This window comes from Streptococcus mitis (assembly GCF_946190375.1).
Classification (GTDB): Bacteria; Bacillota; Bacilli; order Lactobacillales; family Streptococcaceae; genus Streptococcus; species Streptococcus mitis_CJ.
Genome location: NZ_CAMIAF010000001.1, coordinates 84153 through 109933, shown reverse-complemented (window position 1 = coordinate 109933; position 25781 = coordinate 84153). Strand labels below are relative to the sequence as shown.

27 protein-coding genes are annotated in these 25781 nt (G+C 37.7%); 20 read left to right on the top strand and 7 right to left on the bottom strand.

What is annotated here, in order from left to right:
• The first annotated feature begins 59 nt into the window (after positions 1 to 59).
• The 15 genes from lepA to N8M09_RS00450 all read left to right on the top strand — a co-directional run bounded on the left by lepA (position 60) and on the right by N8M09_RS00450 (position 13971).
• Positions 60 to 1883, top strand: a complete 1824-nt coding sequence (gene lepA, locus N8M09_RS00520) for a translation elongation factor 4 (protein WP_261062788.1) — start codon at positions 60 to 62, stop codon at positions 1881 to 1883.
• Between the two features lie 261 nt (positions 1884 to 2144).
• Positions 2145 to 2621 carry a PTS sugar transporter subunit IIA gene (locus N8M09_RS00515; RefSeq protein WP_261062787.1) on the top strand — a complete coding sequence of 159 codons (477 nt, stop codon included), beginning with the start codon at positions 2145 to 2147 and terminating at the stop codon, positions 2619 to 2621.
• 38 nt (positions 2622 to 2659) lie between these two features.
• Entirely contained in the window at positions 2660 to 2965 is a 306-nt protein-coding gene (locus N8M09_RS00510; RefSeq protein WP_000590547.1) for a PTS sugar transporter subunit IIB, read from the top strand.
• A gap of 48 nt (positions 2966 to 3013) precedes the next feature.
• Entirely contained in the window at positions 3014 to 4489 is a 1476-nt protein-coding gene (locus N8M09_RS00505; protein WP_173228834.1) for a PTS transporter subunit IIC, read from the top strand.
• 25 nt (positions 4490 to 4514) lie between these two features.
• Complete coding sequence (locus N8M09_RS00500) at positions 4515 to 4661, top strand: hypothetical protein (protein ID WP_261062786.1); 147 nt, start codon at positions 4515 to 4517, stop codon at positions 4659 to 4661.
• Positions 4662 to 4739: 78 nt separating this feature from the next.
• Positions 4740 to 5636 carry an aldose 1-epimerase family protein gene (locus N8M09_RS00495; RefSeq protein WP_261062785.1) on the top strand — a complete coding sequence of 299 codons (897 nt, stop codon included), beginning with the start codon at positions 4740 to 4742 and terminating at the stop codon, positions 5634 to 5636.
• A 285-nt stretch (positions 5637 to 5921) separates the two neighbouring features.
• Entirely contained in the window at positions 5922 to 6347 is a 426-nt protein-coding gene (gene lacA, locus N8M09_RS00490; protein ID WP_000029277.1) for a galactose-6-phosphate isomerase subunit LacA, read from the top strand.
• A 30-nt stretch (positions 6348 to 6377) separates the two neighbouring features.
• The gene (gene lacB / locus N8M09_RS00485) at positions 6378 to 6893 is read left to right on the top strand and encodes a galactose-6-phosphate isomerase subunit LacB (RefSeq protein ID WP_001216913.1); all 516 of its coding nucleotides are present in this window, start codon (positions 6378 to 6380) and stop codon (positions 6891 to 6893) included.
• Between the two features lie 10 nt (positions 6894 to 6903).
• Positions 6904 to 7833 carry a tagatose-6-phosphate kinase gene (locus N8M09_RS00480; RefSeq protein WP_261062784.1) on the top strand — a complete coding sequence of 310 codons (930 nt, stop codon included), beginning with the start codon at positions 6904 to 6906 and terminating at the stop codon, positions 7831 to 7833.
• 1 nt (position 7834) lies between these two features.
• On the top strand, positions 7835 to 8815 hold the full coding sequence (gene lacD / locus N8M09_RS00475; RefSeq protein WP_061439149.1) for a tagatose-bisphosphate aldolase: 981 nt from the start codon (positions 7835 to 7837) through the stop codon (positions 8813 to 8815).
• 233 nt (positions 8816 to 9048) lie between these two features.
• The gene (locus tag N8M09_RS00470) at positions 9049 to 9885 is read left to right on the top strand and encodes a transcription antiterminator (protein WP_261062783.1); all 837 of its coding nucleotides are present in this window, start codon (positions 9049 to 9051) and stop codon (positions 9883 to 9885) included.
• 33 nt (positions 9886 to 9918) lie between these two features.
• Entirely contained in the window at positions 9919 to 10236 is a 318-nt protein-coding gene (locus tag N8M09_RS00465; RefSeq protein ID WP_001078325.1) for a PTS lactose/cellobiose transporter subunit IIA, read from the top strand.
• Positions 10236 to 11927, top strand: a complete 1692-nt coding sequence (locus N8M09_RS00460) for a lactose-specific PTS transporter subunit EIIC (RefSeq protein ID WP_261062782.1) — start codon at positions 10236 to 10238, stop codon at positions 11925 to 11927. The genes N8M09_RS00465 and N8M09_RS00460 overlap by 1 nt, the downstream gene beginning before the upstream one ends.
• Before the next feature lie 337 nt (positions 11928 to 12264).
• Positions 12265 to 13671, top strand: a complete 1407-nt coding sequence (gene lacG, locus N8M09_RS00455; RefSeq protein ID WP_261062781.1) for a 6-phospho-beta-galactosidase — start codon at positions 12265 to 12267, stop codon at positions 13669 to 13671.
• Positions 13672 to 13713: 42 nt separating this feature from the next.
• A complete protein-coding gene (locus N8M09_RS00450) occupies positions 13714 to 13971 on the top strand; it encodes a DUF3884 family protein (protein WP_078375044.1) in 258 nt (85 codons plus the stop codon).
• Positions 13972 to 14075: 104 nt separating this feature from the next.
• Here the strand turns inward: N8M09_RS00450 and N8M09_RS00445 are convergent, their stop codons facing one another.
• The 5 genes from N8M09_RS00445 to nrdH all read right to left on the bottom strand — a co-directional run bounded on the left by N8M09_RS00445 (position 14076) and on the right by nrdH (position 18834).
• Positions 14076 to 14843 (bottom strand): DeoR/GlpR family DNA-binding transcription regulator, encoded by a 768-nt coding sequence (locus tag N8M09_RS00445; protein WP_261062780.1) that lies wholly within the window; start codon positions 14841 to 14843, stop codon positions 14076 to 14078.
• 142 nt (positions 14844 to 14985) lie between these two features.
• Positions 14986 to 15948: a class 1b ribonucleoside-diphosphate reductase subunit beta gene (gene nrdF, locus N8M09_RS00440; RefSeq protein WP_261062779.1), complete on the bottom strand. Its 963-nt coding sequence runs from the start codon at positions 15946 to 15948 to the stop codon at positions 14986 to 14988.
• 3 nt (positions 15949 to 15951) lie between these two features.
• Positions 15952 to 16350, bottom strand: a complete 399-nt coding sequence (locus N8M09_RS00435) for a hypothetical protein (protein WP_261062778.1) — start codon at positions 16348 to 16350, stop codon at positions 15952 to 15954.
• Positions 16351 to 16375: 25 nt separating this feature from the next.
• On the bottom strand, positions 16376 to 18535 hold the full coding sequence (gene nrdE, locus N8M09_RS00430; protein WP_261062777.1) for a class 1b ribonucleoside-diphosphate reductase subunit alpha: 2160 nt from the start codon (positions 18533 to 18535) through the stop codon (positions 16376 to 16378).
• Between the two features lie 80 nt (positions 18536 to 18615).
• Positions 18616 to 18834 carry a glutaredoxin-like protein NrdH gene (gene nrdH / locus N8M09_RS00425; protein ID WP_000259240.1) on the bottom strand — a complete coding sequence of 73 codons (219 nt, stop codon included), beginning with the start codon at positions 18832 to 18834 and terminating at the stop codon, positions 18616 to 18618.
• Positions 18835 to 19183: 349 nt separating this feature from the next.
• On the opposite strand from nrdH, the gene N8M09_RS00420 reads away from it, so the two are divergent.
• From N8M09_RS00420 to N8M09_RS00400, 5 genes are all read left to right on the top strand, one after another.
• Positions 19184 to 19447: a phosphocarrier protein HPr gene (locus N8M09_RS00420; RefSeq protein WP_000146947.1), complete on the top strand. Its 264-nt coding sequence runs from the start codon at positions 19184 to 19186 to the stop codon at positions 19445 to 19447.
• A gap of 5 nt (positions 19448 to 19452) precedes the next feature.
• Entirely contained in the window at positions 19453 to 21186 is a 1734-nt protein-coding gene (gene ptsP, locus N8M09_RS00415) for a phosphoenolpyruvate--protein phosphotransferase (RefSeq protein ID WP_125410034.1), read from the top strand.
• A 133-nt stretch (positions 21187 to 21319) separates the two neighbouring features.
• Positions 21320 to 21814 carry a YkgJ family cysteine cluster protein gene (locus N8M09_RS00410; protein WP_084949820.1) on the top strand — a complete coding sequence of 165 codons (495 nt, stop codon included), beginning with the start codon at positions 21320 to 21322 and terminating at the stop codon, positions 21812 to 21814.
• 56 nt (positions 21815 to 21870) lie between these two features.
• A complete protein-coding gene (locus N8M09_RS00405; protein WP_261062776.1) occupies positions 21871 to 22407 on the top strand; it encodes a ClbS/DfsB family four-helix bundle protein in 537 nt (178 codons plus the stop codon).
• Positions 22408 to 22479: 72 nt separating this feature from the next.
• Entirely contained in the window at positions 22480 to 22650 is a 171-nt protein-coding gene (locus N8M09_RS00400) for a hypothetical protein (protein WP_261062775.1), read from the top strand.
• Positions 22651 to 23667: 1017 nt separating this feature from the next.
• Here N8M09_RS00400 and N8M09_RS00395 read toward each other — a convergent pair.
• Positions 23668 to 24960: a DUF6161 domain-containing protein gene (locus N8M09_RS00395; RefSeq protein WP_102211291.1), complete on the bottom strand. Its 1293-nt coding sequence runs from the start codon at positions 24958 to 24960 to the stop codon at positions 23668 to 23670.
• A 17-nt stretch (positions 24961 to 24977) separates the two neighbouring features.
• Positions 24978 to 25772 (bottom strand): abortive infection family protein, encoded by a 795-nt coding sequence (locus N8M09_RS00390; protein WP_102211292.1) that lies wholly within the window; start codon positions 25770 to 25772, stop codon positions 24978 to 24980.
• Positions 25773 to 25781 lie beyond the last annotated feature (9 nt).

The following is a 25781-nucleotide window of genomic DNA, read 5'->3' as shown; positions in this document are numbered from 1 at the left end:
TCTTGTCAAAATGTCAAAAACAATTTATAATAAATAGATACCCTGAAAGGAAGAGAATCATGAACTTAGAAGAATTGAAAAAACGACAGGAGAAGATCCGTAACTTCTCTATTATCGCCCATATTGACCACGGGAAATCGACTCTAGCAGACCGCATTTTGGAAAAAACAGAGACCGTTTCAAGTCGTGAAATGCAGGCCCAGCTTTTGGATAGCATGGATTTAGAGCGAGAACGTGGGATTACCATTAAACTCAATGCCATCGAGCTGAATTATACTGCAAAAGATGGGGTAACTTATATTTTTCACTTGATTGACACGCCGGGGCACGTTGACTTTACCTATGAAGTTTCACGTTCGCTAGCTGCCTGTGAGGGAGCGATTTTAGTAGTTGATGCTGCTCAAGGGATTGAGGCTCAAACCCTTGCCAACGTTTATCTGGCCTTGGACAATGATTTGGAAATTATGCCAGTCATTAATAAAATTGACCTGCCGGCTGCAGATCCAGAGCGCGTGCGTACAGAGATTGAAGATGTCATTGGTTTGGATGCCAGTGAAGCAGTTTTGGCTTCTGCCAAGGCTGGAATTGGTATCGAGGAAATCCTTGAGCAAATCGTAGAAAAAGTGCCAGCACCAACGGGTGATGTGACGGCGCCACTTAAGGCCTTGATTTTCGACTCGGTTTACGATGCTTACCGTGGGGTTATTCTCCAAGTGCGTGTCATGGATGGGGTGGTTAAACCTGGTGATAAGATTCAACTCATGAGTAATGGCAAGACCTTTGATGTGACGGAAGTTGGTATTTTCACGCCGAAAGCTGTTGGTCGTGATTTCCTTGCGACTGGTGACGTTGGTTATATTGCGGCTTCTATTAAGACGGTTCAGGACACTCGTGTAGGTGATACTGTTACCTTGGCAACCAATCCTGCGGCAGAGCCATTACATGGCTACAAACAGATGAATCCTATGGTCTTTGCGGGTCTCTATCCAATTGAATCCAACAAGTACAATGACCTACGTGAAGCCCTTGAAAAATTGCAACTGAATGATGCTAGTCTCCAATTTGAACCAGAAACATCTCAGGCACTTGGATTTGGATTCCGTTGTGGTTTCCTTGGACTTCTTCATATGGATGTTATCCAAGAGCGTTTGGAACGTGAGTTCAACATCGACCTCATCATGACAGCTCCATCTGTTATCTATAAGGTTAATTTGACCGATGGTGAGTCAATGGATGTGTCTAACCCATCTGAGTTCCCAGATCCTACCAAGATTGCGACCATTGAAGAGCCTTATGTTAAGGCGCAAATCATGGTACCACAGGAGTTCGTCGGAGCAGTGATGGAGTTGGCTCAGCGTAAGCGTGGGGACTTTGTGACGATGGATTATATTGACGACAATCGTGTCAATGTTATCTATCAAATTCCACTTGCTGAAATCGTCTTCGACTTCTTTGATAAACTTAAGTCTTCGACACGTGGTTATGCAAGCTTTGACTACGAATTGTCAGAGTATCGTCCATCTAAGCTGGTCAAAATGGACATCCTTCTCAATGGAGACAAGGTGGATGCCCTCAGCTTTATCGTTCACAAGGACTTTGCCTACGAACGCGGAAAACTCATCGTTGATAAACTTAAGAAAATTATTCCTCGTCAGCAATTTGAGGTTCCTATCCAAGCAGCTATTGGACACAAGATTGTGGCTCGTACTGATATCAAGGCCCTTCGTAAAAACGTACTTGCTAAATGTTACGGTGGTGACGTTTCTCGTAAACGCAAACTCCTTGAAAAACAAAAAGCTGGTAAGAAGCGCATGAAAGCTATCGGATCAGTAGAAGTTCCACAAGAAGCCTTCCTCAGCGTCTTGAGCATGGATGAAGAATAAGTTGTCATAATTGCTTTTCCTTGTTCATAGGAAATTTATATAAGAATTAATCGTAAAGCAGGCTTAGATGGTCTGCTTTTTTAGTTTCTAGAACAGAAAAAATGTTTGAAATGTTTGTTTATGTGTTTGTTTTTATGTAACAAACCATAAAAACAACAAAAATATAAAAAAAGAGACAAAAAACAACAGAAAATCGTTGACAACGGTTTCATATAGTGTTATACTTATAGCATAAAGTTAATGGAAAGAAGGGAAAACCTTATGGGATTAGATCATTTCTTTGACAAAAACCTTGTGTTTTGTCTAGAAGCGGATAATCAAGAACATCTCTTTGATAAGGTAGCAACTTTATTGGAAGAACGAGAAATCGTAACTCCAACTTATCGTGAAGCCTTGATCACGCGTGAAAAGTCATTTCCAACTGGTCTAGATATGGAATTTTTGGGTAAGGATTTGCCGAATGTGGCTATTCCTCACACAGATATTGTTCATAATCTAGCCGAAAAAGTTGTGGTCGTTCGATTAGAAAAGCCAGTGACTTTCCACAATATGATTGCACCAGATAAGGAAGTAGAGGTATCCTTGCTCTTCTTTATCATTAATAACTCAAGTTCAAGTCAAACAAACATTCTTGCTCAGTTGATGGACTTCTTTACTGGAAATGGTCATCTTGAAGACCTATCAAAAATTTCTGAACCAGAAGCCCTCTATGCTTATATTGCTGAAGCAATTGCTTAATCTTGTCTATTAAAAATATTAAATCGGAGGAAATCCATATGATTAAAATTCTTGCTGCCTGCGGTGCAGGTGTTAACTCAAGCCACCAAATTAAAAGTGCTCTTGAAGAAGAACTTTCAAACCGCGGTTTTGATGTTCACTGTGATGCAGTCATGGTCAAAGACGTTAATGAAGACCTTATCAAAGGTTATGACATCTTCACACCAATTGCTGCGACAGATCTTGGTTTTGACCCAGGTATTCCAGTTATCGAAGCTGGACCAATCTTATTCCGTATCCCAGCTATGAGTGCTCCAGTATTTGACAATATTGAAGCAGCTATCAAAGAACATGGATTAAGCTAATTATTAATTTGTTAACATTCATATAACATAAAAAAGGGAGGAACTGTTATGGATGCAATCTTTGACCTAATCAAAAAGGTCTTTACACCCGTATTAGATATGGGTGGTCCTGTCATCATGTTGATCATTTTGACAATATTGGCTCTACTTTTTGGAGTGAAATTCTCCAAAGCGCTTGAAGGTGGTATCAAACTTGCCATCGCTCTTACAGGTATCGGTGCCATCATCGGTATGCTAAACACTGCTTTCTCAGCATCACTAGCAAAATTCGTTGAAAACACAGGTATCCAATTGAGTATCACTGACGTTGGTTGGGCACCACTTGCAACAATCACTTGGGGATCTGCTTGGACACTATACTTCTTGCTCATCATGTTGATTGTCAACATAGTGATGCTAGCCATGAAGAAAACAGATACACTTGACGTTGATATCTTCGATATCTGGCACTTGTCTATCACAGGTCTTTTGATTAAATGGTATGCAGACAACAACGGTGTGAGCCAAGGGGTTTCACTCTTGATTGCTACAGCAGCTATCGTCCTTGTCGGTGTGTTGAAAATTATCAACTCTGACTTGATGAAACCTACATTTGATGACCTTCTTAACGCTCCAAGTTCATCACCAATGACATCAACTCACATGAACTACATGATGAACCCAGTTATCATGGTTTTGGATAAGATTTTTGAAAAATTCTTCCCAGGTCTTGATAAATATGACTTTGATGCTGCTAAATTGAACAAGAAAATCGGTTTCTGGGGATCTAAATTCTTTATCGGTTTCATTCTTGGTATTGTTATCGGTATTATGGGAACTCCACATCCAATTGCAGGGGTTGCAGATGCAGATAAATGGCGTCTTGTTATCAGAGGATGGTTGTCTCTTGGTTTGACTGCAGGTGTATCTTTGGAACTCTTCTCACTTATCGGTTCATGGTTCATCGCTGCCGTAGAACCACTTTCACAAGGTATTACAAACGTTGCTACTAAACGTCTTCAAGGACGTAAATTCAACATCGGTCTTGACTGGCCATTCATCGCTGGTCGTGCTGAAATCTGGGCTTGTGCCAACGTACTTGCACCAATCATGTTGATTGAAGCTGTGCTTCTTTCAAAAGTTGGAAATGGTATCTTGCCACTTGCAGGTATCATCGCAATGGGTGTTACTCCAGCTCTCTTGGTTGTAACTCGTGGTAAATTGCTCCGTATGATCATCTTCGGAACACTCTTGTTGCCACTCTTCCTTCTTTCAGGTACACTTATTGCACCATTTGCAACAGAACTTGCTAAAGGTGTAGGTGCCTTCCCAGCAGGTGTGAGCGAAACTCAATTGATCACTCACTCAACTCTTGAAGGACCAATCGAAAAACTTCTTGGTTGGACAATTGGTAACACTACAACAGGTGATATCAAAGCAATCCTTGGTGCTGTAGTCTTCCTTGTATTCTATATCGGTATCTTTGCATGGTACAGAAAACAAATGATCAAACGTAACGAAGAGTACGCAGCAAAAGCAAAATAAAGCGCTCCTATAAAATGTAAACTCAATGAAAATCAAAGAGCAAACTAGGAAGCTAGCCGCAGGTTGCTCAAAACACAGTTTTGGGGTTGTAGATAAGACTGACGAAGTCAGTGACCATATCTACAGCAAGGCGACGCTGAAGAAGTTTGAATTGGATTTTCGCAGAGTGTAAATTGTTGAAACTAGGTTGTCATACCATTAGGAGTGACAGCCTAGTTTTTTATAAACTATCAAGAAATCGGAGAAAATAATGGTAATTGAATTAAAATCAGAACAATTAAGAGTTCAATTTAACAGTTTTGGTGGGGCTCTTTCTTCTATAAAAGATGCTGAGGGACTTGAGTATTTGTGGCAAGGGGATGCTACTTATTGGAGTGGACAAGCTCCTGTTCTCTTTCCCATTTGTGGTTCATTGAGAGAGGATACAGCACTTTATATAGATGATAATGGACAAGAAAGTAAAGGAAAGATTCCTCGTCATGGTTTGGTTCGCAAGAAAGAATTTGCATTAGTTGAACAGACAGATAAGAGTGTAACTTTTGCAATTGAAGACGATGAAGATAGCTATCAGAACTATCCTTATCATTTCCGCCTAGAAATCACTTATATCCTTACAGGAAAGACAGTACGGACTCAATACAAGATTTTCAATAAAGAAACTAGCAAGGTCATGCCTTACTTTGTTGGTGGACATCCAGGATTTAATTGTCCTTTACTGGATGATGAGGTCTATGAAGATTACTATTTAGAGTTTGAGAAAGAAGAGACTTGCTCTGTTCCACGTCCTTTCCCAGAAACGGGTATGCTGGATTTTCAAGATAGAAGTCCATGGTTAGAGGGGCAAAAAGAAATAAATCTTAGTTATGATCTTTTCAGCACAGATGCAGTTACCTTAGATGAATTGCAATCTAGAACAATTTCCCTTCGTTCTCGTAAACATGATAAGGGATTGAAAGTGCACTTCGCAGAGTTCTCAAATCTCATTATCTGGTCAACTTTGAATAAAGGTCCTTTCATTGCTTTTGAACCATGGTCTGGCTTGTCAACATCCCTTGAAGAAGGAGATCATCTAGAAGATAAGAAGAATGTTCGTCTCCTAGAACCTGGTCAAGTGGATCAAATTGGTTTTGATATCGAAATCTTTTAGACAAAAAAACACAAAAACAAACATTAACTGTTGACTTTTTCTGGAAATAGGAGTATATTATGTTTGTAAGTAACAAATGATGTTTGTAACAAACAAATAATCGATTGTTATATTCTCTTGCGTGGAGAAAGATTATTTCTAGGAAACTGATTTCCTAAACTTGAATAAGGTGTCATTCATCTCATTCAATCCAATTTGTCAATAAACTGCTAGAAAACTTTTTGTAGGTAAACTGCTAACCATAAAAGTTTTTACTAGCCTAGAAAAATAAAAGGAGTATACAATATGTCTATTGTTATCGGTGCAGATGCTGCAGGTTTGAGATTGAAAGAAGTTGTGAAAGACTTCTTGGAAAAAGAAAACTTCCATGTTGTGGATGTTACAGCTGAAGGTCAAGACTTTGTTGATGTGACTCTTGCTGTTGCTGCAGAAGTAAACAAAGAAGAACAAAACCTTGGTATCGTGATTGATGCTTATGGAGCTGGTCCATTTATGGTTGCAACTAAGATCAAAGGAATGGTTGCTGCAGAAGTATCTGATGAACGTTCAGCTTATATGACTCGTGGCCACAACAACTCACGTATGATCACTATGGGTGCACAACTTGTTGGTGATGAATTGGCTAAAAACATCGCTAAAGGTTTTGTTAACGGTAAATACGACGGTGGCCGTCACCAAATTCGTGTCGACATGTTGAACAAAATGTGCTAATTAGATTACAGTAAGAAAGGTAAGTTAAAAATGAGAATTGCAATTGGATGTGACCACATCGTAACAGATGAAAAAATGGCGGTTTCAGAATTTTTGAAATCAAAAGGATATGAAGTTATTGACTTTGGTACATATGACCATACACGTACTCACTACCCAATCTTTGGTAAAAAAGTAGGGGAAGCTGTAACTAGTGGTCAAGCTGATCTTGGAGTATGTATCTGTGGTACTGGTGTTGGTATCAACAACGCTGTAAATAAAGTTCCAGGTGTCCGTTCTGCCTTGGTTCGTGATATGACAACAGCCCTTTATGCTAAAGAACAATTGAACGCCAACGTTATCGGTTTTGGTGGCAAGATTACTGGTGAATTGCTCATGTGTGACATCATCGAAGCTTTCATCCATGCTGAATACAAACCATCTGAAGAAAACAAAAAATTGATTGCAAAAATTGAACACGTTGAAAGTCACAATGCTCAACAAACAGATGCAAACTTCTTCACGGAATTCCTTGAAAAATGGGATCGCGGAGAATACCACGACTAAGAGGTGACCTATGATTTTAACAGTCACAATGAACCCATCCATTGATATTTCCTATCCCTTGGATGAGTTGAAGATTGATACTGTCAATCGTGTGGTGGATGTAACCAAAACGGCTGGTGGTAAGGGACTCAATGTTACCCGAGTACTTTCAGAATTTGGAGATTCTGTTCTTGCTACTGGTTTAGTGGGTGGTAAACTTGGTGAGTTTTTGGTTGAACATATCGATAATCAAGTAAAGAAAGATTTCTTCTCAATTCAGGGAGAAACTCGTAACTGTATCGCTATTCTTCACGGAGACAACCAAACAGAAGTTCTTGAAAAAGGTCCTGTAGTATTGGAACAGGAAGGTCAAGACTTTTTGGAACATTTCAAAAATCTCCTAGAGTCAGTTGAAGTAGTAGCTATCTCAGGCAGTCTGCCAGCTGGCCTTCCAGTTGATTACTATGCGAGCTTGGTAGAACTTTCTAATCAAGCTGGCAAACCTGTTGTTTTGGATTGCTCTGGTGCAGCACTTCAGGCGGTTCTTGAATCACCACATAAACCAACAGTCATCAAACCAAATAATGAGGAATTATCTCAGCTTCTTGGAAGAGAAGTTTCTGAGGATTTGCATGAATTAAAAGAAGTACTTCAAGAACCTTTGTTTGCAGGTATTGAATGGATTATCGTTTCACTTGGTGCCAATGGTGCTTTTGCCAAACATGGCGATACTTTCTACAAGGTAGATATTCCTAGAATTCAGGTAGTCAACCCTGTCGGATCTGGAGATTCTACTGTAGCAGGGATTTCTTCAGGACTTCTTCACAAAGAATCGGATGAAGAATTACTCATCAAGGCAAATGTCCTTGGTATGCTCAATGCTCAAGAAAAAATGACTGGTCATGTCAACATGGCCAACTATCAAGCTCTATATGATCAATTAATAGTAAAAGAGGTATAAAATGGCTTTAACAGAACAAAAACGTGCACGCTTAGAAAAACTTTCTGATGAAAATGGAATCATCTCAGCTCTTGCATTTGACCAACGTGGTGCTTTGAAACGCCTTATGGCTCAACACCAAACAGAAGAACCAACTGTGGCTCAAATGGAAGAACTCAAAGTCTTGGTAGCAGATGAATTGACTAAATACGCTTCATCTATGCTTCTTGACCCTGAGTATGGACTTCCAGCAACTAAAGCTCTTGATGAAAAAGCTGGTCTTCTCCTTGCTTATGAAAAAACAGGTTATGATACAACAAGTACAAAACGCTTGCCAGACTGCTTGGATGTTTGGTCTGCAAAACGTATTAAAGAAGAAGGTGCAGATGCAGTTAAATTCTTGCTTTACTATGATGTAGATAGCTCAGACGAACTCAATCAAGAAAAACAAGCTTACATCGAACGCATTGGTTCTGAGTGTGTGGCTGAAGATATCCCATTCTTCCTTGAAATCCTTGCTTACGATGAAAAAATTGCGGACGCAGGTTCAGTAGAATACGCGAAAGTAAAACCACACAAAGTTATCGGTGCTATGAAAGTCTTCTCAGACCCACGCTTTAACATTGATGTCTTGAAAGTAGAAGTTCCTGTTAACATTAAATATGTTGAAGGATTCGCTGAAGGTGAAGTAGTTTATACACGTGAAGAAGCAGCAGCCTTCTTCAAAGCACAAGATGAAGCAACTAACTTGCCATACATCTACTTGAGTGCTGGTGTATCAGCTAAACTTTTCCAAGATACTCTTGTATTTGCCCATGAATCAGGTGCAAACTTTAACGGAGTTCTTTGTGGCCGTGCTACATGGGCTGGATCAGTTGAAGCATACATCAAAGATGGTGAATCAGCAGCTCGCGAATGGCTTCGCACAACTGGTTTTGAAAATATTGATGAACTCAACAAAGTTCTTCAAACAACAGCGACTTCATGGAAAGAACGCGTGTAAGAAGCTCCTCCTAGTTTAGGAACATGAATCTAAAAAAATTTAAAAAAAGTTGCATGTAAAGGTTTACAAAATAACTTACTTGTGCTATACTTAAATCACAAGTTAATACAAGGTGAGTGTTACTAAGTAATATTAGGCATGATCACAGGTGAATTAGAAATCGGCTGATTTTCTAGTTCATTTGTGGTCATTTTTTGTACTCATATACCTTTAAGATATAAAAGGAGGTTGACATGTATCGAATTCTAAATCCAATAAATCACAATGTCTCGCTTGTCAGAAATGATAAAGGAGAAGAAGTGATTGTGATTGGTAAGGGGATTGCATTTGGAAAGAAGAAGGGAGATTTGATTGCTGAACATCAGGTTGAGAAAATCTTTCGGATGAAGACCGAAGAGTCAAGAGAAAACTTTATGGCTCTTCTCAAAGATGTTCCGCTTGATTTTATCACAGTGACCTATGAGATTATTGATAATCTTTCAAAGAAATATCACTATCCGATTCAAGAGTATCTCTACGTAACCTTGACAGATCATATTTACTGTTCTTATCAAGCTCTAACACAAGGAAGGTACAAGGATAGTAATTTGCCAGATATTTCTGCCAAGTATCCTGTCGCTTTTCAAATCGCAAATGAAGCATTTGAAATTTACCGCCAGAAGCTAGCAGATCATTTTCCTGAGGACGAAATTATTCGGATTGCTTATCATTTCATTAATGCCGAAGGTGAAAATGAAGTGGAACTTGTGGAGTCGATTGATAAGAGGAAAGAAATTCTCAGGAATGTTGAAGAAGTGCTAAAGGATTATGCAATTCAACGAACTAAAAAGAATAACCATTTCTATGATCGCTTTATGATACATTTGAATTATTTCTTGGATTATTTAGACAGATCTAGAGATGATAACCAATCACTTCTGGATATGGAAGATCACATTAAACAATCCTATCCAAAAGCGTTCGAGATTGGTTCCAAGATCTATGATGTGATTACGCAACATACGGGTCTTGATTTGTATAAAAGTGAACGAGTTTATCTAGTTCTACATATCCAACGTTTATTGTCATAAAATTATTTAAAATTATATAAGGAGAATTCTATCATGAATAGAGAAGAAGTAACATTGTTAGGTTTTGAAATTGTAGCCTATGCTGGCGATGCTCGTTCAAAACTATTGGAAGCCTTGAAAGCTGCTGAGGCTGGTGATTTTGCGAAAGCAGATAGCTTAGTCGAGGAAGCTGGTTCTTGCATTGCAGAGGCTCACCACGCGCAAACAAGTCTATTGACTAAGGAAGCTTCTGGTGAGGACTTAGCCTATAGTGTGACCATGATGCATGGCCAAGACCACTTGATGACAACTGTCTTGTTAAAAGATTTGATGCACCACTTAATCGAACTCTATAAGAGAGGAGTTAAATAATGAATAAACTAATTGCATTTATTGAGAAAGGAAAACCTTTCTTTGAGAAGCTATCTCGTAATATCTATCTTCGTGCTATTCGTGATGGTTTCATTGCAGGTATGCCTGTTATTCTCTTCTCAAGTATCTTTATCTTAATCGCCTTTGTACCAAACTCATGGGGCTTTAAATGGTCTGATGAAGTTGTAGCCTTTCTGATGAAACCTTATAGCTATTCTATGGGTATTCTCGCACTTTTGCTAGCTGGTACGACTGCTAAATCATTAACAGACTCTGTTAACCGTAGCATGGAAAAAACCAACCAAATCAACTATATGTCAACTCTATTAGCTGCTATTGTTGGATTATTGATGTTGGCAGCTGATCCAATTGAAGGTGGCTTTGCAACAGGATTCCTAGGAACAAAAGGTTTGCTTTCAGCCTTCCTAGCAGCCTTTGTGACTGTAGCAATCTATAAGGTTTGTGTTAAGAACAACGTCACTATTCGTATGCCTGACGAAGTTCCACCAAATATCTCACAAGTATTTAAAGATGTGATTCCATTCACTCTATCAGTGGTTTCTCTTTATGCTCTTGATTTACTAGCTCGTCATTTTGTTGGTGCAAGCGTAGCTGAATCAATCGGTAAATTCTTTGCTCCATTATTCTCTGCAGCTGATGGTTACCTAGGTATTACCATTATCTTTGGTGCCTTTGCCTTCTTCTGGTTTGTTGGTATCCATGGTCCATCTATCGTTGAACCAGCTATCGCAGCTATTACCTATGCCAATGCCGAAGTCAACTTGAACCTTCTCCAACAAGGTATGCACGCTGACAAGATTCTTACTTCTGGTACACAAATGTTTATCGTTACCATGGGTGGTACTGGTGCGACACTGGTTGTTCCATTCATGTTCATGTGGTTAACAAAATCAAAACGTAACCGTGCCATCGGTCGTGCTTCAGTAGTTCCAACTTTCTTTGGTGTAAATGAACCAATCTTGTTTGGTGCACCGCTTGTTTTGAACCCAATCTTCTTCATTCCATTTATCTTTGCTCCAATTGCAAACGTATGGATCTTTAAGTTCTTTATCGAAACACTTGGCATGAACTCATTTACTGCCAACCTTCCATGGGTTACTCCTGGACCTTTGGGGATTGTCCTTGGTACTAACTTCCAAGTTCTATCATTCATTCTTGCTGCTCTTCTAATCGTGGTTGACGTAGTCATTTACTATCCATTCCTTAAGGTCTATGATGAACAAATTCTTGAAGAAGAACGTTCAGGTAAGTCTAATGATGAATTGAAAGAAAAAGTTGCTGCAAACTTCAACACTGCAAAAGCGGATGCTATTCTTGAGAAAGCGGGTGTAGAAGCAGCACAAAATACAATAACAGACGAAACAAATGTCCTTGTTCTCTGTGCTGGTGGAGGCACAAGTGGACTTCTCGCAAATGCTTTGAATAAGGCAGCTGCAGAATACAATGTTCCTGTGAAAGCAGCAGCAGGTGGCTATGGTGCTCACCGTGAAATATTGCCAGAGTTTGATCTAGTTATCCTTGCTCCTCAAGTTGCTTCAAACTTTGAAGATATGAAGGCAGAAACAGATAAACTCGGTATTAAACTAGCGAAAACAGAAGGCGCTCAATACATCAAATTAACTCGTGATGGAAAAGGTGCTCTTGCATTTGTACAAGCGCAATTCGATTAACGATAGGGACTGTGAAACAGTCTCCTCTCGTTACGGAAATCGCTATGGCGAATTTCCTAATCGCCTTGTTAATTCGTCGGTAAAAAGATATCGTTTTTACCTCCTCATGTCACAATTCGATTAAGGCTAGGGACTCTAAAATAGTCTCCTATCGTTACGGAAATCGCTATGGCGAATTTCCTAATCGCCTTGTTAATTCGTTGGTAAAAAGATATTGTTTTTATCTCCTCATGTCACAATTCGGTGACTTGGTACAAGAAGTGAGATGGAGAAGGATGGCTCACTGACTCCTCTCCTCTCACTTTTACTTTATTTAAAACAAGAAATAGGTGAAAAAATGACAAAAACATTACCAAAAGACTTTATTTTCGGTGGCGCAACAGCTGCCTATCAAGCAGAAGGTGCTACACATACTGATGGTAAAGGACCAGTAGCGTGGGATAAATATCTTGAAGATAACTACTGGTACACTGCAGAACCAGCCAGTGATTTTTACAATCGATATCCAGTTGACCTCAAGTTGGCAGAAGAGTATGGTGTCAATGGTATTCGAATTTCTATTGCTTGGTCACGTATTTTCCCGACTGGTTACGGCCAAGTAAATGCTAAAGGTGTTGAATTTTATCATAATCTATTTTCGGAGTGCCACAAACGTCATGTTGAGCCCTTTGTAACTCTTCATCACTTTGATACGCCAGAAGCTCTACATTCAAATGGAGACTTCTTAAACCGTGAAAACATTGAACACTTTGTAGACTACGCGGCTTTCTGTTTTGAAGAATTCCCAGAAGTAAACTATTGGACAACCTTTAATGAAATTGGACCAATCGGTGATGGTCAATACTTGGTTGGTAAATTCCCTCCAGGTATTCAGTATGATCTTGCCAAAGTCTTCCAATCGCACCACAATATGATGGTGTCTCATGCGCGTGCAGTCAAGCTATATAAAGATAAAGGTTATAAAGGTGAAATTGGTGTTGTTCATGCCCTGCCTACTAAATATCCTTTGGATCCTAAAAATCCAGCAGATGTTCGTGCAGCTGAGTTGGAAGACATTATTCACAATAAATTTATCTTGGATGCAACTTATCTTGGACACTATTCAGCTGAAACGATGGAAGGTGTCAACCATATTTTATCAGTTAATGGTGGTAGCTTAGATCTTCGTGAAGAAGATTTCGAAGTATTAGAAGCTGCAAAAGACTTGAATGACTTCATTGGAATTAATTACTATATGAGTGACTGGATGGAAGCCTTTGATGGCGAAACAGAAATTATCCATAATGGTAAGGGTGAGAAAGGAAGCTCTAAATACCAAATCAAAGGTGTAGGTCGTCGTGTAGCTCCTGACTATGTACCACGTACAGATTGGGATTGGATTATCTACCCTCAGGGTTTGTATGACCAAATCATGCGCGTGAAGAAAGATTATCCGAACTACAAGAAGATTTACATTACTGAAAATGGACTTGGTTATAAAGATGAGTTCGTCGATAACACTGTTTACGATGATGGTCGTATTGATTATGTCAAACAACACTTGGAAGTCTTGTCTGATGCTATTGCAGATGGAGCTAATGTAAAAGGTTACTTCATTTGGTCGTTGATGGACGTCTTCTCATGGTCAAACGGTTATGAAAAACGTTACGGTCTCTTCTATGTAGACTTTGAAACTCAAGAACGTTATCCGAAGAAATCAGCTCACTGGTACAAGAAAGTAGCGGAAACTCAAGTGATTGAGTAGTAGAATGAGTAATTAGATATAGAATTCTAGTGAGGCAAAAAGATGTTCAAAGATTTTATCCAATCTATTTATGAAAAAGTTTATATTATCAATTTTGATAAATGTTCTCAAATACCTTGTTTGACTAATGAGGAGCTAAAAAATCTTGGGAAATGGTATGTCTCTACCGGTAAAGAATGGATTTGCCATTCAGACTATGAGCTGGAAGAATTTAAAAATATCTTTTTAAACTTTATCAGTCCTGAAGAACGGGATAATATCTCCTTTGATTCAGATTTTATGCCGTTTCAACAATCATAAATAATATAGGAAACTCTTTGTAAAAATCCTCATCAAAAAATGCGTCATATCAAGATTCTTATTTTCTTGATATGACGTATTTTATATTTTTTCAATCCTCAGTTTTATGGTTTAGAAAGAATAATTTTTGTTTGTTTCGAAAGTTGATCGTACGTTTCTTTGCTCAGTTTAGAGTCTGAAACGATGGTATCAATATCAGAGATATTGTAGAAGGTGTAGAAATCAAATTTATTGAACTTACTATGGTCAGCTAGTAAGTATTTTTTATTGGAATTGTTGAGGGCGATGCGTTGAGATTCGCCTTCCTCTTCACTAAAGGTCGCAATCGCATTGTCTTTAATACCATTACAGCTAACGAAAGCTTTAGAAAATTGGAGATTGGCTAAGTTTTGCAAGGTTAGTGTTCCCACAAAAGCTCCAGTGATAGAGCGATAGTTGCCACCAATTAAAATCAAATCTGTTAGTTTTCGTTCGTTTAGGATGAGAAATACTGGTAAACTGTTTGTTACAACACGAATATTATCAATTGGAAGTTCACGAGCAAAAGATTCTAAGGTCGTACCTGGGCCGATAAAAATAGTTTCACCCTCATCAATTAAATGGCCTGCAAAACGGCTGATTTCTTGTTTTTCTGCAATCTGTAAGCTTTGTTTTTCAATATTGGAACGTTCATTATTTAAAATAGAACCTGTGCGAATTTTCTCAGCTCCACCGTGAACCCGAACAAGTAGATCCTTGTCTGCCAACTCTTGTAAGTACCGTCTAGCAGTCATATCTGATACATCCAAGCGAGTCATGATTTCTTTTACAGTAATAGTTCCCTTTGTATTTACCGTTTCTAGAATATTATCTAGTTTTTCCTGCTTTAACATCGTTATCACCTCTATTTCTATTACTATTTTATCATAAAGTATGCAATCAATCAATTTAAAAAACAAAAGAAAACAAAAACAAAAATATCATGGTTGTTTTAAACAAACCATGATATATGTTATTAGTTCTGGGATAATTGAATTAGTCTAAACCGTAGTTGTAATCATCATCTTGCATGGCTTCAACTTCACCAAGAAGGTAACCATTTCCGACTTGAGAGAAGAAGTCGTGGTTGGAAGTACCTGTTGAAATACCATTCATAACGATTGGGTTGACATCATCAGCTGAGTCTGGGAAGAGTGGATCTTGTCCCAAGTTCATGAGAGCCTTGTTAGCATTGTAGCGAAGGAAGGTTTTGACTTCTTCCGTCCAACCAACACCGTCATAGAGGCTCTCTGTGTAACCTTCTTCATTCTCGTAGAGAGTGTAGAGCAGGTCGTACATCCATTCTTTGAGTTTTTCTTGCTCTTCTTCAGGTAATTCATTGAAACCAAGTTGGAATTTGTAACCGATGTAAGTTCCATGAACAGATTCATCACGAATAATCAGTTTGATGATTTCCGCAACGTTGGCTAGTTTGTTATTACCAAGGTAGTAGAGGGGAGTGAAGAAACCAGAGTAGAAGAGGAAGGTTTCAAGGAAAACGCTGGCTACTTTCTTTTCAAGTGGGTTACCGTTTAGGTAGATTTCGTTGACAATCTCAGCCTTCTTTTGTAGGTAAGGATTGGTATTGGTCCATTCGAAAATTTCTTCAATCTCAGCCTTTGTATTCAAGGTAGAAAAGATTGATGAGTAAGATTTAGCGTGAACAGATTCCATAAATTGGATGTTATTGAAAACAGCTTCCTCATGTGGTGTACGGATGTCTGCACGAAGGGCTTGAACCCCAGTTTCAGATTGCATAGTATCGAGAAGGGTTAAACCACCAAAGACTTTTCCTACCAAGTCTTTTTCTACATTTGATAGCTTTCTCCAGTCATCCAAGTCATTTGATAAGGGAATACGTGTATCAAGCCAGAATTGCTCCGTCAGTTTTTCCCAAGTTGATTTGTCGATGACATCTTCGATGGCATTCCAGTTAATGGCTTTGTAGTAAGTTTCCACGGACTAATTCTCCTTAGAGTTTTTAATAAAGTTATCTATAATCTTATCAATTATTTTTGTAATGGTAAAAAATAAAGTAAATAGAGCTAATTGTTCTGTATAATCAGATCTTGTAGTCGTGTGCTCTAGAAACATACTAAAATAAATAACATAAAATCCTAGTAAATAACTAACAGGAAGCATTGATAAGAATACTTGATTGGAGTATTTTTGAGCGATAATCTTGATAATAAGATATACAAAACCTAAAGAAGCAACTGAAAATACTAAAGTATCACGTAATGTAGTTTGTGGGTTCCAGTAGATAACTAAATCTATAACAAATTTAAATAAGAATAAAAATATTACTGATTCAATTAAAAGCCAAAATATGTATTCAATTGGTGTTAATTGTTTTTTCATAAATATATCCTCCTAATATTATTCATTAAATCACACAGCTTTCACATTGGTTGGCACCGACTTCTCCACCGTCATCTGTAAAGGTACGGACGTAGTAGATAGACTTGATACCCTTGTTAAAGGCATAGTTACGAAGGATTGACAAGTCACGTGTCGTTTGTTTGTTTTCTTTCTTCCATTCGTAAAGTCCTTTTGGAATGTCACTACGCATGAAGAGGGTGAGTGAAAGTCCTTGGTCCACGTGCTCAGTTGCAGCTGCATAGACATCAATCACCTTACGCATATCCATGTCGTAAGCAGAGGTGTAGTAAGGAATGGTTTCTGTTGACAAGCCAGCAGCAGGATAGTAGATTTTACCGATTTTCTTTTCTTGACGCTCTTCGATACGTTGCGTAATTGGGTGGATAGAAGCAGAAACGTCATTGATGTAACTGATCGAACCATTTGGGGCAACAGCTAGACGGTTTTGGTGGTAAAGTCCATCTGCTTGAACCTTGTCGCGAAGTTCAGCCCAGTCAGCAGCACTTGGGATAAAGACGTCTTTGAAGAGTTCTTTAACACGGTCTGATTTTGGAACAAATTCGCCAGTTACATACTTGTCGAAGTAGCTTCCGTTAGCATAGTCTGATTTTTCAAAGTTATGGAAGGTGATACCACGTTCACGCGCAATATTGTTTGACTCAACCAAAGTCCAGTAGTTCATAAGCATAAAGTAGATACTTGTAAACTCAACAGACTCAGGTGATCCATATTCAATTAGCTGTTGTGCAAGGTAGCTGTGAAGTCCCATGGCACCAAGACCAAAGGTGTGAGCTTGGCTATTTCCATGATCAATCGTAGGCACAGCTACGATATGAGAACTATCAGTAACAAAGGTCAAAGCACGAACCATAGCACGGATAGAACGACCAAAGTCAGGTGAGGTCATCATGTTGACCACGTTGGTTGAACCAAGGTTACATGAAACGTCTGTTCCCATTTGAAGGAATTCTTGAGCATCGTTGATCAAGCTTGGTTCTTGGACTTGAAGAATCTCAGAACACAAGTTACTCATGATAATCTTACCATCAACTGGGTTTGCACGGTTAGCCGTGTCGATGTTGACTACATAAGGGTAGCCGGACTCTTGTTGTAATTTAGAAATTTCAGTTTCCAAATCACGCGCCTTGATTTTTGTCTTACGGATGTTTGGATTTGCGACCAATTCATCGTATTTTTCAGTGATGTCGATATAGTTGAATGGCACACCATATTCAAGTTCTACAGAATATGGGCTGAAGAGGTACATTTCTTCATTTTTACGCGCTAATTCATAGAATTTATCTGGTACTACAACACCAAGTGATAGGGTTTTGACACGAACTTTTTCATCGGCATTTTCTTTCTTAGTTGAAAGGAAGGCGATGATATCAGGGTGAAAGACATTGAGGTAAACCACCCCAGCACCTTGACGTTGACCCAATTGGTTAGAGTAAGAGAAGCTGTCTTCGAAGAGTTTCATGACTGGTACGACACCAGAAGCTGCTCCTTCATAACCTTTGATAGGTGCGCCAGCTTCACGAAGGTTGCTGAGGGAAATTCCCACACCACCACCGATACGTGAAAGTTGAAGGGCAGAGTTGATAGAACGTCCGATAGAGTTCATATCATCTGTGACCTGAATCAAGAAACAAGATACCAACTCCCCACGACGAGCACGACCAGCATTCAAGAAGGAAGGAGTAGCGGGTTGGTAGCGTTGGTGGATGATTTCATTGGCAATATCAATTGCAACAGCTTCATTACCATCAGCAAAATAAAGGGCGTTAAAGAGGACACGGTCTTCCATATTTTCAAGATAGTATTCACCGTCGTTTGTTTTCAAAGCATATTGATTATAAAATTTATAGGCAGCCATGAAAGACTTGAATTGGAAGTTTTGGTCTTTGATAAATTGCGATAATTCTTCCAAAAACTCTGGTCGGTATTTCTTGATAAAGGCTGTTTCGATGTAGTTGTGTTCAATGAGGTAGTTGATTTTATCTTTGATTGAATCAAAAAACATAGTATTTGGAACTACATTTTCTTTAAAGAAGGCATCCAAGGCTTCTTTATCTTTATGAAGCATGATTTGTCCATTAACAGGACGATTGATTTCGTTATTGAGACGGAAGTAAGTTACGTCTTCAAGATGTTTTAATCCCATAAAATTTCCCTTATCTAATTACAAAAGAAAGGCTTCTAAGTTAGCCCTAGAAGCAGTTTCTTCTGGATGATGTACTAAGATTATGCTAATTGTTTTAGTTTTCCTGGTTGGAAACCTGAAAAGACTTCAGTTGGTGTTTGGATAACAGGAGCTGCGCTGAAACCGAGCTCTTTAACTTGATCGATGTACTCAGGTTGCTCATCAAGATTGATTTCACGATAAGCGACATTATTACTGTCCAAGAAACGTTTGGTCATTTTACATTGGACACAGTTGTTTTTAGAATAAACGGTTACCATTGTGTAACTCCTCTTTAAAATTTAATTCTATCCTAGTATATCAGAAAATAAATTTTTGTCAATGATTTAAAACTAAATATAGTGGTCTTTTTTTCTACATAACCTAACAAAACACAATATGTAGTGTTTGTTTTGTAAAATAGTGATAATTATCCTATAATTTGTTTTTTGAAAAACTATATCCTGTGTTTTGTTACATAAGATAGAAGATTTTCAGCAAGTTATCTGAAAGGAAATCGAATAAATCCCATAAAATGCTTGAAAAAAATCCTAGAAGATGATATAATACCAAATTGTAAGGGTTATCACATATAACTCAAAAAAGAAAGAACAAAAGGAGAGTCAAACTATGGCTTCTAAAGATTTCCACGTAGTGGCAGAAACAGGTATTCACGCACGTCCAGCAACATTGTTGGTACAAACTGCTAGCAAATTTGCTTCAGATATCACTCTTGAGTACAAAGGTAAATCAGTTAACCTTAAATCAATCATGGGTGTTATGAGTCTTGGTGTTGGCCAAGGTGCTGACGTAACTATCTCAGCTGAAGGTGCAGATGCAGATGATGCTATCGCTGCAATCTCAGAAACAATGGAAAAAGAAGGATTGGCATAAGGAAAATGACAGAAATGCTTAAAGGAATCGCAGCATCTGACGGTGTTGCAGTTGCAAAAGCATATCTACTCGTTCAACCGGATTTGTCATTCGAGACTGTTTCAGTCGAAGATACAAACGCAGAAGAGGCTCGTTTGGATGTAGCTCTTGAAGCTTCTCAAAACGAGCTTTCTCTTATCCGTGAGAAAGCTGTAGGTACGCTTGGTGAAGAAGCGGCTCAAGTTTTTGACGCTCATTTGATGGTTCTTTCTGACCCAGAATTGATTGGTCAGATTAAAGAAACAATCCGTGCTAAAAAAGTCAACGCAGAAGCAGGTCTTAAAGAAGTGACTGACATGTTCATCACTATCTTTGAAGGTATGGAAGACAACCCATACATGCAAGAACGTGCAGCGGATATCCGCGACGTGACAAAACGTGTATTGGCAAATCTTCTTGGTAAGAAATTGCCAAACCCAGCTTCTATCAATGAAGAAGTAATCGTGATTGCACATGACTTGACACCATCTGATACAGCTCAATTGGACAAAAACTTTGTAAAAGCTTTTGTGACAAACATCGGTGGACGTACAAGCCACTCAGCTATCATGGCACGTACACTTGAAATTGCAGCTGTATTGGGAACAAATAACATCACTGAAGTGGTGAAAGACGGTGATATCCTTGCTGTTAACGGAATCACTGGTGAAGTGATTATCAACCCAACAGATGAACAAGCGGCAGAATTTAAAGCAGCTGGTGAAGCTTATGCTAAACAAAAAGCTGAATGGGCACTTTTGAAAGATGCTCAAACAGTGACTGCTGACGGTAAACACTTCGAGTTGGCTGCTAACATCGGTACTCCAAAAGACGTTGAAGGTGTTAACAACAACGGTGCAGAAGCTGTTGGACTTTACCGTACAGAGTTCTTATACATGGATTCTCAAGACTTCCCAACAGAAGACGAGCAGTATGAAGCATACAAGGCTGTTCTTGAGGGAATGAATGGTAAACCAGTGGTTGTTCGTACAATGGATATCGGTGGAGATAAGGAGCTTCCTTACTTCGATATGCCACATGAAATGAACCCATTCCTTGGATTCCGTGCCCTTCGTATCTCTATTTCTGAAACTGGAGATGCAATGTTCCGTACACAAATCCGTGCCCTTCTTCGTGCTTCTGTTCATGGTCAATTGCGTATCATGTTCCCAATGGTTGCCCTTTTGAAAGAATTCCGTGCAGCTAAAGCAGTTTATGAAGAAGAAAAAGCAAACCTTCTTTCTGAAGGAGTTGCAGTTGCGGATGACATCCAAGTTGGTATCATGATTGAAATCCCTGCAGCAGCGATGCTTGCAGACCAATTTGCAAAAGAAGTAGACTTCATGTCAATTGGTACAAACGACTTGATCCAATACTCAATGGCAGCAGACCGTATGAACGAGCAAGTTTCATACCTTTACCAACCATATAACCCATCAATCCTTCGCTTGATCAACAACGTTATCAAGGCAGCTCACGCTGAAGGTAAATGGGCTGGTATGTGTGGTGAGATGGCTGGTGACCAAAAAGCTGTTCCACTTCTTGTCGGAATGGGCTTGGATGAATTCTCTATGTCAGCAACATCAGTCCTTCGTACACGTAGCTTGATGAAGAAATTGGACACTGCTAAGATGGAAGAGTACGCTAACCGTGCCCTTACAGAGTGTTCAACAATGGAAGAAGTTCTTGAACTTCAAAAAGAATACGTTAATTTCGATTAATGTCATTAACCTTGTAACCTAGTTGCAAGGTTTTTTGACGCATTTTGGGAAAGTATAGTCTAATAAACTCCACTTTTCAATGGTTCAGAGGCATGGTATAATAGGGGAAAGTAATTAGAATAAGAGAGAAACCATGTCTAAAGAAATTGATATTGAATACTACCACCAGCTAGCTCTTCAAAAACAAAAGGAGCATCGCAAAGTGTTAGCTAATTTAAAGAAAAAACCACCTAAGAACTTGGATAAAATAGCCCAGCAGATTCACCAAGAAGTCTTTGAGGAGATTGATTGCACTGCCTGTGCTAACTGTTGTAAGACATTGGGGCCTGACTTTAAAGAAGCGGATATTACACGAATCGCCAAGTATTTTAAGATGAAATTACCTGCTTTTGAAGCAGAGTTTTTGCAGGTAGATGAAGATGGTGATAAGGTTTTTAAATCCATGCCCTGTCCCTTTCTAGGAGGAGATAATCTCTGTTCCATCTATGAAGTTCGTCCAAAGGCCTGTCGAGAGTTCCCCCATACAGATCGCAAAAAGATCCATCAAATCAACCATTTGACGATTAAGAATACTTTGACCTGTCCAGCAGCCTATCTCTTTGTTGAGAAATTAAAGGATAAGTTATAGAGATTTAAAGGATAAAAAATTTCTAATAATAACTAACAATATGAAGGGAGAACTCTGTGCCTAGACCGAAAACAAAAGAGGAGCTAGTGCTGGCCTCTAAGGAAAACTATGAAAAGCTCAATCGTTTCATCTCCCAACTAAGTGAAGATGAGCTACAGACTCCATTTGATTTTTCAAGAGACCCAAAGAAAAAAGAAGCTCACTGGAAAAGGGATAAAAATCTACGGGATGTCTTGATCCATCTTTATGAATGGCATCAGTTACTGTTGACTTGGGTACATTCTAATCAAAAAGGTCACGAAAGAACTTTTCTCCCTGAATCTTATAATTGGAAAACTTATGGACAAATGAATGACGCTTTTTGGAAGAAGCACCAGAAAACGTCCTTAGAAGAAGCGACTATACTCTTGGAACAATCACATAAAGAAGTTTTAGAGTTGATAGAAGTTTTTAGCAATGACGAACTCTTTGCCAAAGGTATCTATCAGTGGACGGGAGGGACAAGTCTAGGTTCCTACTTTGTCAGTAGCACGTCAAGTTGTCTATATTTTAAATCCTACAAGATTAAATTAGAATTCAGCAATTTATTATAAAGATGGGAACCTCACGATAAGGGAGACCTTCTGTGTAGATAATGCTGATAATACACTATTTGAGTACTGGATATGAATAACACTTCTTTTGATACAATTCTCTTTGCTGTAAAAAGTGATTATGATTTGAAATCACAAAGTATATCAAGACAATCAGGAGTATTTACCCTTCATGAAGCTAGATACTATAAAGGTGTTGAGTGGATTAATTTTGATGTGAGGACAGAGAAAAAATGGGTGTAGCTCTACAAATTTTACTATCTAGTGTAGAATTGATTAAAGATTAACTTAAGATTCTCGATTTAACTCCTTAAACTATATATGGTCAGAAATTAACGATACTAGAAGAATGAGCAAGGTCGATTTCTACATAAACCTTAAAAATATAACTAAATTTACTACAAAAACGAATTAGTGTTAAAATTCTACTATTCTCTTTTATATTATTTTATGCTATAATATAATCATCGAACATAGACTTGAGCAATCTACAAAAACGGATTGTTGAGGTGTGTGGTAGTATTTAATTTGTTTGGGATTAATTTGGACATTTCACTTCTATGTAATTTAATTCAAACTGTTATAGCGGTCGCTACAATGGAAAGAGGTAATACAATGAAGAGTTCTATTTCAAATCTGGTGGTAAACGGGCTTATTGGAGTGAGTAACCTTTGAAATAAATCCCTAAAATTAATTATAAAACACAAATAGCCCAAAGGGTTCGAATCCCTTTCGCTCCATTTAAAGCCACACAATGTGGCTTTTTTGTACAGTAAAAGTTTAGAATAAATTTTGTAATCGTTTGCATTATTACAAATTGTCAAATAGTGAAGTTATTAATCACCATACATTATGGTTTAGATACAAGATATGATTCTGAAATATAACTGGATCCTGAAATTATACTTTTGATGGATGGACTTAAGGGACTTGTTGCACATGATACTGAAGTTGCAACACCTTGATTGTATTACACAATCAGTCAGTCAGTATATCCCTCCCATCAAAAATTCATCTCCCTAATAGTGATCTAAAATAAATCCCAGTAGGAGAGTATCAATTTAGTTGTGGCATTGGATAATTGAAAAATATACAGCTGTTCATTATTTCATATGGTATAATGTCCACACCTCACCCAGCAGTCCAACAACTAACTCTAGCCCCTTTAAACCCCAGCAACTTAGAATTGCTGGGGTTTAAAGGGGCTAGAGTGGTGTTGGTTATTGGACTATTCAATAATAAGATATTATTTCTTTTTTACTACTTAGATATTTTAGAAAGTATAGCAAGTAATGCTTCCGAATCATTAGAACTGTCCGTTTTAACTAATCCAGTATCAGTTTTACTAAATAAAGCATTAAAAATTATTAATCTTTCCTCTTTTTCTACTTCTTTGCCATCATAGACTAAAGCTTGATAAAATCTTGTTAAGGCTTCCTTTTGTTCATATTCCATTGCCATATGCTGATTTGAAATGATAATCTTTATCATAACTCGAACTAAATATATCAAAAATGAAATTAATGCAACATATACAAAAGATTGAGAGATAAATGGAATATCTTTTAGGGTTCCTTTCAAATATTCATGAATACTAACCAATAAACTTCCTGCTGAAAATATCAAAGCAACAATAAATACTGCAAGACCACCCATCCAATACCTATTGTTAACTTTATAATTTTTTGACCTTTCTTTCCATAATGTCTCAGGAGCTTCAAGCTGTAATTTATTTTTATAAGTATCTTCTAAAATCTTAATCGCATTTTCTTTATCATCTTGCCAGTTTTCAAAATCCTCTTTAAAGTCACTAATCTCTTGATAATGTGAATTAAACAACTCTCGGATAGCTTCATTTTTTTCTTCAATTAAAGCAGTAGTTTGTTTGAAGTTTTCTTGAGCGTCAGAAGCAATTTCCTTTACAGTTTCAGAAACAGGATCAATAACTTCCCTTTGAAAATTTTTAAATGGAGCTTTAGCTTTAGGTAGCTCTCTGTTTAATATAAACAACGCTGGAATCAATCTATAAGAATCAGTAGAATTCAAATATTGACCGATGTAGTTTTTATTATTTTCGATAGTAATATAATTTTGAATTGCTTCTAATAAATAATCTTTAGCCCAACTTTTTAAGTAAAAATCAACAAATAATCGAAGCATTACAATATTATTATCTTTATTGATTGGACTATTAATGTCTACATAGATAAGCCTAATACTACTTGAAGTAATAGTAGTATATGAAGTTGAAAAATGACTATACAAAAAATTATAAACTTCATTAATATTAAATTCAGAGAGATTTTCTAAATAATCTTTGAGATTTCGCAATCTCTCTTGCCAATATTTCCAATTATTTAAAATAGGATTAGCCATTTCATAGGAACTACTTTTCTCTTCCCAATACTTATAGTTAGACTTAATTATATTCTCAAGCTCCGAAAAAGTTAGTTCATCTCTATTATAGTCTAAATTATAGCCATTATTTCTAATTTCAAATCTTAAATGTTCATCCATAAAATTAGAAATCTGAGCATTAGTATTTTTAGACATTTAACCTCTCTCCTTTACTATTTTTTCTTATCTTGATATGTTTCCCAAACAAATGACACTACCGTTAATGCAGAACCAACAACAACTGAAGCATACCTTGGTGGCAATTCTATAAAGTTAGCTCCCTTACCATGACCATCCCCTTTATCATTTCGAAGATTGTTAATCCCCTTGATAATTTGATTCAAACCACTTAGAACCAGCTTTACATCTTGATTATTTTTTGCTGAAATATTTTCATTAGAATCCAAGTTTAAAAATTTAAAGACTTTCTTTTGCAAAGTTGCAATATCATTAGAATTAGAATACTCAATTTTTTCGTGGTCTAAAATATGTTTAAAACACGATTCCAACAATTCCTTAGCTTTTCCAATAGCGTCCGCTGGAGAGCGAGAAATCATTTCATTCATAATCCCCATTTGCTTATCTATATAGTCGCTATCAAAATAGTCAGATAAAGATTTAGCAGCATTATTTAAGTAGGCTATTTGTGAGACTTCATATTTCGAAAGTCTCTCTTTCAATTTCAATGCCTGAGACTTCCTCTCTTCAGTTTTCTCGTGATATGAGTCAGGAAGGTCTTCATAATATCTAAGTAAATCTAAAGCTAATTTAAGGACGAGTTCATCTGGTTCGTTATCTATAAAAGCCTGTAAAGCTTTCCCCTTTGAACCCCCATATTTTTCTTGAATATTTACTCCTACTGAATTAAAAGTAAACTTAGCAAAAGTGGAATTAGAAAAATTTAGTACATAACCGTCACTATTAAAAAATACTTTTATAAAACTCTTATCTTGAAAATTCAATTCCATATCAAGTTC

Coding starts and splice junctions, on each gene's coding strand:
- N8M09_RS00395 (WP_102211291.1), bottom strand. CDS start 24,960: ATGTCTAAAAATACTAATGCTCAGATTTCTAATTTTATGGATGAACAT.
- lacA (WP_000029277.1), top strand. CDS start 5,922: ATGTCTATTGTTATCGGTGCAGATGCTGCAGGTTTGAGATTGAAAGAA.
- lepA (WP_261062788.1), top strand. CDS start 60: ATGAACTTAGAAGAATTGAAAAAACGACAGGAGAAGATCCGTAACTTC.
- N8M09_RS00460 (WP_261062782.1), top strand. CDS start 10,236: ATGAATAAACTAATTGCATTTATTGAGAAAGGAAAACCTTTCTTTGAG.
- N8M09_RS00465 (WP_001078325.1), top strand. CDS start 9,919: ATGAATAGAGAAGAAGTAACATTGTTAGGTTTTGAAATTGTAGCCTAT.
- lacD (WP_061439149.1), top strand. CDS start 7,835: ATGGCTTTAACAGAACAAAAACGTGCACGCTTAGAAAAACTTTCTGAT.
- N8M09_RS00500 (WP_261062786.1), top strand. CDS start 4,515: ATGAAAATCAAAGAGCAAACTAGGAAGCTAGCCGCAGGTTGCTCAAAA.
- N8M09_RS00480 (WP_261062784.1), top strand. CDS start 6,904: ATGATTTTAACAGTCACAATGAACCCATCCATTGATATTTCCTATCCC.
- N8M09_RS00420 (WP_000146947.1), top strand. CDS start 19,184: ATGGCTTCTAAAGATTTCCACGTAGTGGCAGAAACAGGTATTCACGCA.
- N8M09_RS00445 (WP_261062780.1), bottom strand. CDS start 14,843: ATGTTAAAGCAGGAAAAACTAGATAATATTCTAGAAACGGTAAATACA.
- N8M09_RS00450 (WP_078375044.1), top strand. CDS start 13,714: ATGTTCAAAGATTTTATCCAATCTATTTATGAAAAAGTTTATATTATC.
- nrdE (WP_261062777.1), bottom strand. CDS start 18,535: ATGGGATTAAAACATCTTGAAGACGTAACTTACTTCCGTCTCAATAAC.
- N8M09_RS00505 (WP_173228834.1), top strand. CDS start 3,014: ATGGATGCAATCTTTGACCTAATCAAAAAGGTCTTTACACCCGTATTA.
- N8M09_RS00510 (WP_000590547.1), top strand. CDS start 2,660: ATGATTAAAATTCTTGCTGCCTGCGGTGCAGGTGTTAACTCAAGCCAC.
- lacG (WP_261062781.1), top strand. CDS start 12,265: ATGACAAAAACATTACCAAAAGACTTTATTTTCGGTGGCGCAACAGCT.
- N8M09_RS00515 (WP_261062787.1), top strand. CDS start 2,145: ATGGGATTAGATCATTTCTTTGACAAAAACCTTGTGTTTTGTCTAGAA.
- lacB (WP_001216913.1), top strand. CDS start 6,378: ATGAGAATTGCAATTGGATGTGACCACATCGTAACAGATGAAAAAATG.
- N8M09_RS00470 (WP_261062783.1), top strand. CDS start 9,049: ATGTATCGAATTCTAAATCCAATAAATCACAATGTCTCGCTTGTCAGA.
- N8M09_RS00390 (WP_102211292.1), bottom strand. CDS start 25,772: ATGGAATTGAATTTTCAAGATAAGAGTTTTATAAAAGTATTTTTTAAT.
- N8M09_RS00435 (WP_261062778.1), bottom strand. CDS start 16,350: ATGAAAAAACAATTAACACCAATTGAATACATATTTTGGCTTTTAATT.
- nrdH (WP_000259240.1), bottom strand. CDS start 18,834: ATGGTAACCGTTTATTCTAAAAACAACTGTGTCCAATGTAAAATGACC.
- N8M09_RS00495 (WP_261062785.1), top strand. CDS start 4,740: ATGGTAATTGAATTAAAATCAGAACAATTAAGAGTTCAATTTAACAGT.
- N8M09_RS00400 (WP_261062775.1), top strand. CDS start 22,480: ATGAATAACACTTCTTTTGATACAATTCTCTTTGCTGTAAAAAGTGAT.
- N8M09_RS00410 (WP_084949820.1), top strand. CDS start 21,320: ATGTCTAAAGAAATTGATATTGAATACTACCACCAGCTAGCTCTTCAA.
- ptsP (WP_125410034.1), top strand. CDS start 19,453: ATGACAGAAATGCTTAAAGGAATCGCAGCATCTGACGGTGTTGCAGTT.